The 10,427-nt window shown below is 38.4% G+C and carries 4 protein-coding genes; all 4 read left to right on the top strand.

The genetic code is table 11. From position 1 onward, the window contains the following. Positions 1-23: 23 nt before the first annotated feature. Positions 24-941: a type IX secretion system membrane protein PorP/SprF gene (locus UXI14_RS00115; RefSeq protein ID WP_335964246.1), complete on the top strand. Its 918-nt coding sequence runs from the start codon at positions 24-26 to the stop codon at positions 939-941. A 28-nt stretch (positions 942-969) separates the two neighbouring features. Further along, the gene (locus tag UXI14_RS00110) at positions 970-2,925 is read left to right on the top strand and encodes an OmpA family protein (RefSeq protein ID WP_335964245.1); all 1,956 of its coding nucleotides are present in this window, start codon (positions 970-972) and stop codon (positions 2,923-2,925) included. A 176-nt stretch (positions 2,926-3,101) separates the two neighbouring features. Beyond that, positions 3,102-8,051 carry a translocation/assembly module TamB domain-containing protein gene (locus UXI14_RS00105; protein ID WP_335964244.1) on the top strand — a complete coding sequence of 1,650 codons (4,950 nt, stop codon included), beginning with the start codon at positions 3,102-3,104 and terminating at the stop codon, positions 8,049-8,051. Beyond that, positions 8,052-10,427, top strand: coding sequence for a BamA/TamA family outer membrane protein (locus UXI14_RS00100; RefSeq protein ID WP_335964243.1), 2,376 nt, complete (start codon positions 8,052-8,054; stop codon positions 10,425-10,427).

Raw genomic sequence — 10,427 nt, 5'->3', positions numbered from 1 at the left:
TGCAAAAAAGAAGCAGCATTCGCATGAGAAATACATATAGAAATATAATAATTGTGGTAGCTTTTATCTGTAGTACGGTTTCGTTTGCTCAGCAATATCCGCAGTATACACAATATATGTACAATACCATGAGTTTAAACCCGGGTTATACGGGCTCAAGAGGGCATTTGTCCATGGTTGGCCTATACCGCACACAATGGGTTGGCTTAGATGGGGCACCAGAAACACAAACTTTCGGGATAGATTCCCCGGTGGGGAAAAACGTAGGTTTGGGCCTGAATATTGTAAACGATGCCCTTGGTCCCACCAACGAACTGTATATTGATGCAAATTTCTCTTATACCATTCGTTTGGACGAAAATGACAAGCTTTTGTCGTTTGGATTAAAAGGAGGCGGCCGTTTTTTTGATGCCGATTTTAGCAAAGGGAACTATCAGGACCCGGACGTTAGCTTTCAGGGAGATATCAACAGATTTTATCCAACTATTGGCGCCGGGGTTTATTACCATACACAAAAAGCATATATAGGACTTTCGGTGCCCAATTTTTTTGCTGAAGACCATTATGATAATGTTGAAGAAAAAATCGGGACCGAACGGATGCATTTCTATTTTATTGGTGGAAGGGTGTTTGATTTGAGCTACAATGTAAAGTTCAAGCCCGCGTTTATGGTGAAATTTGTGCCTGCCGCTCCAGTAATAGCCGATTTTTCTGCCAATTTTATGTTTTACGACAGGTTGACATTGGGTGCTGCATACCGTTGGGGCGATTCTTTTAGCGCACTGTTTGGTATCCAGATTACCGACGGCTTAAGTTTGGGGTATGCCTACGATGCCACCACCACCAATTTGAAAAATTACAGTTCGGGAACGCACGAGATATTTTTAAGGTTTGAATTTATATCAAATAAGAAAAAGTTAAGGTCGCCCAGATTTTTTTAAATCAGCATAATATCTCACCAACAATAAAATGAAATACAGAAAGATGAAATATATCAACAACATAATTTTAGTATGCTTTTCTTTATTCAGTATAAGTGTTATGGCCCAAACTGATGACGAAAGGAATACCGATAAGAATTTTGACAGGTTTTGGTATAAAAGGGCGGCTCAACAATATGAAAGTGCCGTAAAAAAAGGCGATACTTCCAAAGAAACGTTGCAAAGACTGGGCGATGCCTATTATTTTAATTCGGATATGGAAAGTGCGGCAAAATGGTATGGAGAACTGTTTTCTAAATATGAAAACGAACTTGAACCCATATACGCATTTAGGTATATACAGTCGCTGGAAGGCACCGGAGATTATCATTTGGCAAAAGGGTTGATGAAGATTTATTCAGAAAAACTAAACGATTCTACATTTAATGTCGATCAACTAAAAAACAACGATAAGCTTATAGACGCTTTACGAAATACGCAACCGCAATTTTACATAACCCCGCTTTCCATTAATACGCCCGTTTCCGATTTCGGTGCCATTCGTTATGGCAACCATGTGGTTTTTGCATCTGCAAGGGATTCCAGTGTGTTTACATCGCGAAAATACCATTGGAACGAGCAACCTTTTCTTAACCTGTTTATTGCCGATACTACTTCAAACGGGGGCGACCTAAAAAATGTTCATTCGTTTTCAAAATCCATCAACAGTAAATACCATGAGGCTAGTGTGGCCTTTACAAAAGGATTCGATACTATTTATTTTACCAGAAACAATTACACCAACAGTAAGTTGAAAAGGGATGCGCAAGGGGCCAACAATTTAAAAATATACAGGGCGGTACTTAGAAACAATAATTGGAAAGATATTACAGAGCTTCCCTTCAGTAGTGATGAGTATTCGGTTGGGCATCCTTCATTAAGTCCGGATGGAAAGAAACTATATTTTACGTCTGATATGCCTGGAACAATAGGGGAATCGGATATTTATGTGGTAGACATCCTTTCAGAAGGGAATTTTTCTGAACCAAGAAACCTTGGAGAAAATATAAACACAAGCGGCAGGGAAATGTTCCCGTTTATTACCGACAAGAAGCTGTATTTTGCTTCTGAAGGACATTTGGGGTATGGCGGACTGGACGTTTTTGAGGCAACCGTTACAGAAGAAGGTTTTTCCAAACCTAAAAATTTGGGACTCCCACTTAACAGTCAACTGGACGATTTTGCTTACATGGTCGATGAAAATACACAAAGGGGGTATGTTTCGTCTAACAGGCCCGGTGGCGTTGGCGATGACGATATTTATTCCTTTCAGCGAAGCGATGAAAAGTGCATGCAGACCATAGAGGGTACCGTGGTAAATTCAGATACTAAATACCCAGAACCAAATGTAACGGTTAAACTTTATGACGGCGAAAAGGTCTTGGACAGTACCTTAACGAGCAATGTTGGCGAATATCGGTTTGATATGCCTGTTAATTGTGGACATACATACAATGTAATAGCTGCAAAGGAAAGTTTTGATACTGCCGAAAAAAGTGTGGAAACTTTATTGGAACCCAATTTTGTAAACGAAGTTCCGCTAGAGATAAATCATAAGCTTATTGTGAGGGAAGGGGATGATTTAAAAATAAAAATCGGACTTATTTATTTCGATTTCGATAAATGGAACATTACGCCACGCGCAATAGAATCGCTGGATACCATAGTAAACGTTATGAAAGAATACCCCGGCATGGTTATTAAAATAGAGTCGCATACCGACTCCCGTGGTAACGATGCCTACAACATGCAATTATCTGACAAGCGTGCCAAATCTACGCGCGATTATATTCTTTCCCGTGGAATAGAGCCCGAACGCATAGAAAGCGCCATTGGTTATGGAGAATCAAGACTCTTGAACGAATGTGCTAATAATGTGCCATGTACCAAAGCACAACACGATGTAAACAGACGCTCCGAATTTATTATTGTTAAAATGAAATAGACTGTTATAGTTATTTTAATTCTCTTTCATAATGTTTTTAAGCGATGTATATTTGTTTAGAACCTTATATTTAGTAAGGATGAATTTATATGCCAAAAAAACAAAAATTTATAAAGTCTAGAATTTTAAGGATCCTTCTAAGAATTCTAGCGGTATTATTATTACTTTTTTGTGCATTGGTTCTTTTTATTAGAAGCCCTTGGGGACAAAATATAATTGTTGGCAAGGCCGTTACTTATTTATCCGATAAAATAGGCACAAAAGTAACCATAGACAGGCTGTTTATAACCTTTGGTGGGAATATTTCTTTAGAAGGATTTTATGTAGAAGACCAAAAAGGCGATACATTGGTTTTTTCTAAGGACTTGGAAGCCTCGCTTGCATTCCTTCCATTGATAAGGGGAACCGAAATCAATATAAAATCGGTAAATTGGAATGGCTTAAAAGCCAATATTAAAAGGGATTCCGCAGGTACTTTTAATTTCGATTTTATAACTGATGCATTTTCCCCGGCCGACACGGCATCGGTTGATACTACTTCCCAATCGCCAGAAATAAAATTGGAGAATATTCAATTGAAAAATATCAATGCACTTTACGACGACCAATTTACGGGCATTGACTCCAAAATAAATATTGGATTTCTGGAAACCGAAATAAACATTTTCGACTTGGAAGCAATGAAGTTCGATGTGGATGCGCTTCAATTTGAAAATGCCAATGTAAGTTATGTACAAACAAAACCTTTTGCTGAAAAAACCGAAGATACTGCTTCAACAGTACTTCCTTTTATAAAACTAAACGATTTTCAGTTTAAAAATATACAGGCAAGGTACCAATCTCTACCCGATAAAATTTCTACAACTGTTGTAATTGGAGATTTGGCCATTACAATGCCAAAACTGGATTTAAGTACCAATTCCCTTTTGCTGGAAGAATTTATGTTGAGCAACAGCCAAATAGCCTATCAATCTGAGGCAGAAATTACTACAGATACTCTTCAGAAGAAAAAAAACAATGCATTTAAATGGCCGGAATGGGATATTAAAATTGATAAAATCGACTTAGAGAATAACAGTTTAAATTACGTAACCCGTTCGGCAACAGATACCGTTAAAGGGTTTAACCCGTCTGATATTCAACTCAAAAAATTTAATTTTCTGGCCGAAGCTATTTCTTACCGACCGTCAAAGGCCGGCATGGACCTTCATACGCTTTCTTTTACGGAGCACAATGGTTTTGAATTGATAAAAACGGCTTTCCAATTGGATTTGACCGATGAGAATTTGTCTTTAAAAGAAATAGAAGTAGCAACGGGAAGAAGTGATTTTGAAGGGCAATTTGCCATGAAATATGCTTCAATGCATCAGTTAATGAACAATTTTGAAGCTACAAGGCTCAATCTACAACTGCCAATGCTTCATTTGGACCTAAAGGATGCGTATTACTTTCAGCCGGAACTTTCAAAAAACAGGATAATAGATTCGTTGGCCACCAAAAAAATAGACGGGGCTTTGGGCATGACGGGAACACTTGACAATATGGATATTGCCAAGACCAATTTAAAATGGGGCCCAAACACGGCAATTTCTTTTTCTGGAAACATAAAAAACGTAACCGAAACAGATAGCCTTTTGCTCGATATTCCGGCTATTAAGGCAAATACGATAAAGAAAGATATCAATACTTTTTTTACCGATGAAGAATTGGGCGTGGTGCTCCCCGATACGTTAAATTTAACGGGAATGCTGTCCGGCGGTTTTAATGCGGTTACCGCAAATGCTTTGTTGCAAACCTCTGACGGAAATATTGATGTAAACGCTAAATATTTTGATGAAGGCTCCATTGGTTTTGATATGAAGCTGGAAACAGAAAACTTAAACTTGGCCAAAATACTTCAAAATGAAAAAATAGGTCCGCTGTCCATTAACATAACGGCCAATGGGAGCGGCAAGAGTTTAAATTCTTTGGATGCCGTTCTGGAGTCTAATTTCGATTCTCTTACTTATGCAGGTTACGACCTTTCCAACTTAAAACTTAACGGCGAAATGAAAAATGGTATTGGAAACATACATTTGATTTTTAGTGATGAAAACTTGGATTTGGACATGAATACCAAAATGGACTTAGACAGCGTACATTCTAAAATAAATGTATTGCTGGATTTAAAGGGAGCCGATCTTTATAAATTGGGCATTACCAAAAGCGATGTGCGCACCGGGTTCAAGCTTAATGCCGATATAGTTGGGAATCCTTCAGACTTTACTCTGGATGCCGCCATAACCAATGGAATTACGGTTTATAAAAACCAATCTTACAATATGGGCGACATAAATTTAAACGCCCTTGCCAAGCAAGACAGCACCTTTTTGGAGGTAAATAGTAAAATGCTATTGGCAAAACTGAAAGCAAATGCCGCACCAGATGTAATTGCCGAGGCTTTGAAACGGCAAATAAACGGTTATTGGAAAGACAGTATATACACCGACAGCCTTCAAAAAAAGGGGAATGTTGCATTAAACATGGAGGTAAACATAAAGCAAACCCCTATTTTAAGCGAAGTATATTTGCCCGGCCTGGAAGCCTTGGATTCTATTAGTATGGATATTGCTTTTAATCAACGCCGTAAATTATTGAAAGCTAACTTAAATGCACCTTACATAAAATACAATGAAAGCGAAATTGATAGTTTAAATTTTACCCTGGACGGGGCTCAGGATAGTTTAAAATTTGATTTTGGATGGCAAAAAATAGCTTCGGGCTCTATTTCGGTTGATGAAACCTTGCTCAAAGGAACTTTCAACAATAAAAAACTGCTACTTAATTTCAACAGCACGAGCAACGAAGAAACATTGGCTTACATAAATTCTGAAGCCTCTTTTAAAAACGACACGCTTCAATTGCATATAGACCCGAAAGCGTTAATTTTAAACAGGCAATCTTGGAATATTCCAGAGGACAATTTAATTGTTTATGCCAATAATTACATCGATATACAAGATTTTGTGTTAAACAATCAAGGGCAGCGGGTAAGTCTATCAAAAAAAACATCAAAAAACAACAAAGAAACCTTTGGGGCTTTATTTGAAAACTTTAGGTTGAATACAATTTTAAGCATTTTAAATCCCGAAGAACCCGTTGCAAAGGGAATCATGAAAGGCAATTTTAACATTGAAGACCCTTTTGCCGATGCCGGAATTCAGGCAGATATGGAAATACAGGATCTCGAAGTATTGTCGGTACCCTTGGGAAGGTTATCGTTGGATGCTTCGTCTATTAATTACAACGAATACAATTTTAATTTAGCCCTAAAGGAAGGGAACATAGACCTAGATCTACAAGGGGCGTACAAAGCTGCAAAAACCGGGGCTCAATTAAATATGGACTTGGCCTTGAATGATTTAAAAATGAAGGCAATTGAAGGTTTTTCCAGCGGAGACATCACCAATGCCAAAGGCAGTATTACCGGCGATATTAAACTTACGGGAACCACGGCAGAACCAATATATAAAGGATCTTTAAATTTTGAAGGAATAGAAATGTTGGTTACCCAATTAAATTCGTCTTTTAGCATTGACAATGAGTCTGTTACATTTGATAATGCAGGCTTTTACATGGATAATATAGAAATTAAGGATGAAGCCAACAATCCTTTTACCCTCGACGGCTCCATAGAAACAGAAGAAATTACCAATCCGGGCTTTGATTTATCGTTAAAAGCCGATAAATTTAGAGTACTTAATTCTACCCGTGAAGATAACGACCTTTTTTATGGAAAAGTTAGCCTGAACACCAATATTGCCATAAAAGGAAACTTGGAAACTCCAGAAATTACAGGAGATTTAAAAATTAACGACGGTTCTACTTTTACCTTTATTGTTCCCGAATCTCAACTGGACATTACCGAGCGCGAAGGCGTGGTAATTTTTGTGAACAAGAAAAATGAAAACGATATACTGACCCGTAAAACCGAAAAGGAAAATGCCATTGCCATTTTAAAGGGTTTAAATATAGATGCTTCAATTGCTGTTGATAAAAGCTCGGTTTTCCGTATTGTTGTGGATGAAAGAACCGGCGATAACCTGCAAATATCCGGGAAAGGGGATTTCAACTTCATCATGGAAACCAACGGAAGAATAACACTTTCGGGTATTTATGAAGTAGCCGACGGCCATTATGAAGCTAGTCTTTACAACATTGTTAAGCGTAAGTTTGATATTTCTCCCGGGAGCACCATTACATGGAACGGCGATCCATACAATGCACAGCTCGATATCAAGGCTATTTACAAGGTAGAAACCTCGGCATCTGCCTTGATGACGACCCAGACCACGGGACAGAGTCAGGAAGTAATAAACGCATACCGTCAAAAATTGCCATTTCTTGTATACTTAAACGTAGACGGCGAATTGTTGACCCCCGAACTTTCGTTTCAGCTGGATATGCCGGAAAACGAGCAAGGAGCACTTAGCGGTAGTGTTTATAGCTATATTCAGGAATTAAATGGCAGGGAAGAAGAACTTAACAAGCAGGTATTCTCGTTATTGGTGTTAAACAGGTTTTTTCCCACTTCGGGAAGCGATGGAAGTGCAGGCGGGCCGGCTTCGATTGCCAGAGATAATGTAAACGAAGTCTTGTCGGACCAGCTCAATACCTTTTCTGATAAAATAATGGGAAATTCGGGCATTCAGCTTGACTTTGGACTAGATAGTTATACCAATTATCAATCCTCATCCCCACAAGACGTCACCGAATTAGACGTAAATGCCAGCAAAAGCCTGTTTAACGACAGGCTGGTGGTCCAGGTAGGAAGTGAAGTAGACATTCAGGGAAGCAGCCAGCGCGCCGATGGAAATGCACCCGTTATCGGGAATGTAGGCCTGGAGTATTTAATTACTCAAGACGGACGTTTTAGGTTGCGGGGCTACCGCAAGAACGAATTTGAAAGTATTATTGACGGGGAGCTTATAGTTACCGGAATATCCTTTATCTTCAATAAGGAATTTAATAAGTTTAAAGAACTTTGGGAGCGCAGCATAAAAGAAGAAATGGCCAAGCAGGAGAATAAGGAAGAAGACATAAAAGACAAAGGCGGCACCAAATCAGAAAAAAATAAAAAAGAATAGTTGGAAAAGATTTTTCATGCATATAAATATTTTATGCAATTGTTTATTGCAACAGGATTGCTTTATTGTTTCATTATAAAATGGATAAACAAAAGGCATATACAGCTATTTTTCTGTTTTTTGGCCATTTTTTTAGGGGTTTCTTGCAGTGTAAACAAATATATTCCCGAAGATGAGGCACTTTATACAGGAGGGGAAATAGATTTGGAGACCGAAACAAAAATAAAAGACAAAAAGAAAATTGAAGAAGAATTAAACGGCTTGTTACGTCCCGAGCCCAACTCTAGGTTTTTGGGGGTTCGGTGGGGTTTGCTTTCACATTATAAATCTCAAAAAGAAAATCCGGGGTTTATCAATAGGTTTTTCAATAAAAAAATAGGGGAGGAGCCCGTGTATTTATCAGATGTGGACGTTCAAAAAACCGAAGACCTTATGAATAACCGTCTTGAGAATCGTGGTTTTTACAAAAACAGTATTACTTCCGAAGTAAATAAAAAAAAGAAAAGGGCTACGGCAAAATATAATGTAAGTGTTAGCGAGCCATACCGATTGGAAACCTACACTATTGAAAGCGATAGTTTGGCAATTTACGACAGTATTCAAACTTCCATGAGCGAGACTTTATTGGATAAAAAAACACGGTTTGACCTGGACTTGCTTAAAGATGAACGCGAACGCATAGACGATTATTTAAAGGACAAGGGATATTACAATTTTAATGATGATTTCTTGATTTTTGAAGCCGACACCAATCAATACGAGCAAAAAAAATTCGATTTGTTTTTAAAGATGAAGGATGAGGTTCCGGGAAAGTCAAAAATTCCATATAAGTTAAACTCCGTTGAGGTCTACACCGATTATTCGGTGAACAACGATTCGCTTCCAAAGGATACCATTCATTATAATGGAATTGATTACATACAGCGCACCAATTTTTTCAAGCCCAAGCGTCTGGCACCTTTTGTTTTGTTTGAGAAAGGGCAATATTATAACCCAACACGTTCTAAATACACAAGTAACCGCTTGTCTAAAATAGGCACATATAAATACACCACCATACGTTTTGAAGATGCAAAACCGTTTCAGGAAGGTGATTCTTTAGGTTTATTGGATGCCAAAATATATTTATCGCCAATGAACAAACATTCGTTGCGGGCAGAGGTACAGGCCAATTCAAAGTCGAATAATTACGTTGGTCCCGCCTTGGCGCTAAGTTATTCCAACAGGAACCTATTTAAGGGTGGCGAAATATTTAATACCACCATAAGCTTTGGGTACGAAAAGCAAATTGCCGGAGGAACAGACGATGCTGGCCTTACCAGTACGCAATTGGGGTTTAGGACCGATCTTATTTTTCCCCGTATTTTATTTCCGCTCAAGTTTGACCTTGGCTTTGATTACGAGGTACCAAAAACCAAAATTACCGTTGGCGTGGAATATCTAAACAGGGAAGAATTTTATACATCAACATCTTTTATTACCAATTTTGGGTATACATGGAATGCCAATCGGTATGTATATCATGAATTAATTCCCATTGGGCTTAATTATAGCAGTTTGTACAATACTTCGGAAGAATTTGACCAGCTTTTAATAGATAATCCTTTTTTAGAGAACAGTTTTGAACAAAAATTTATAGCGGGTCTCAGTTATAATTTTGTGTACAACGAAATATCGAATACCAAAAAACGGAACCCCATTTATTTTTCTACCAATTTTAAAATAGCCGGAAACCTGCTGAATTTAATGGCCGGGAAACCAGATGAAGAAGGTAAAAAAAAGATATTCGGGCTCGAATATGCTCAATTTGTTAAAACTGATGTCGATTTTAGATATCAATATAGAATTGACAGCGAGCAGGCTCTTGTAGCCCGTATTTTTGGGGGGATTGGGTATGCCTATGGAAACTCCATCAGTATGCCTTATTCGGAGCAATATTATGCTGGAGGCCCTTTTAGCGTTAGGGCTTTTAGAATTCGATCATTGGGGCCCGGAACATACAGAATTGATGATGATAATAATGATGACGACGATACAGATTCGAGCGGATCGTACCTCGACCAAACTGGAGACATACGCTTAGAGGCCAATTTGGAATATAGGTTTCCAATATTTTCTTATGTAAAAGGTGCCTTGTTTGCCGATGCCGGGAATGTTTGGTTGCTTAAAGAAAATCCTGCAATACCCGGTGGCGAAATTTCATCCGGGTTTTTAAAAGAGCTGGGCGTGGGCGTGGGCGCTGGATTGCGTGTGGATATCCAAAGTTTTGTAATTCGTTTCGATCTGGCTGCTCCCATACACAAGCCCTACGAAAAACGCTATAATTTCGATTTAAGCCATCCTATTCTCAACTTTGCATTCGGGTATCCTTTTTGA

The organism is Galbibacter sp. PAP.153, assembly GCF_037029175.1.
Taxonomy (GTDB): domain Bacteria; phylum Bacteroidota; class Bacteroidia; order Flavobacteriales; family Flavobacteriaceae; genus Galbibacter; species Galbibacter pacificus.
The sequence above is the reverse complement of the archived record's forward strand: the minus strand, read 5'-3'. Positions and strand labels throughout refer to the sequence as shown.